This is a genomic window from Algoriphagus aquimarinus (genome assembly GCF_007997215.1).
GTDB classification, from domain to species: domain Bacteria; phylum Bacteroidota; class Bacteroidia; order Cytophagales; family Cyclobacteriaceae; genus Algoriphagus; species Algoriphagus aquimarinus_A.
On the sequence record NZ_VORW01000055.1, the window covers coordinates 1 to 513 of the forward strand.

The following is a 513-nucleotide window of genomic DNA, read 5'->3' on the forward strand; positions in this document are numbered from 1 at the left end:
TCGTAGGCTCATAATTCCCGACTATTTCTACAGAAAGCTCAGGTGTAATCACCTCTGGCATATCCAAAAGCCAAAAGGAAGCATTCACGATCAAACGACGCATATCTTCCACCTGGAAGTCAATCGATGAACCCAATGTGCTTCCCAGTACCTTACCTGTTTTCCCGCCATCTAGAGAGTAATCTTTCGTCCAAGCAATTGGCATAATTGATTTATCCCACATTAGCGGTGCTTCTGGAGTCATCCCGGCAGTAGATTGTCCGAACAAAAGTACATTGGCAGCGGATGGTAAATTCTTAACCGAGTACACATCCGTTGGCACCCAGATATCATCCACACCTCTCAGAATCGGATGATCTGCATCACGATCAACTCCATCAATCAAAGCTCTGGTCCCTTCAGATTTGTGAATGCCGTGGTGAGCGACCCAGGTTTCACCTACGATTTGCTGACCAAATCCACCTTCCCAACCAGCGACTTTGCTATTCCAAGTCCATTTGGCATAAGGAGAAT

1 protein-coding gene is annotated in these 513 nt (G+C 46.2%); it reads right to left on the minus strand.

Annotated features, from left to right (window positions below):
* A partial coding sequence (locus ESV85_RS22145; RefSeq protein WP_146921530.1) for a ThuA domain-containing protein occupies window positions 1-513 on the minus strand: 513 nt, incomplete at both ends.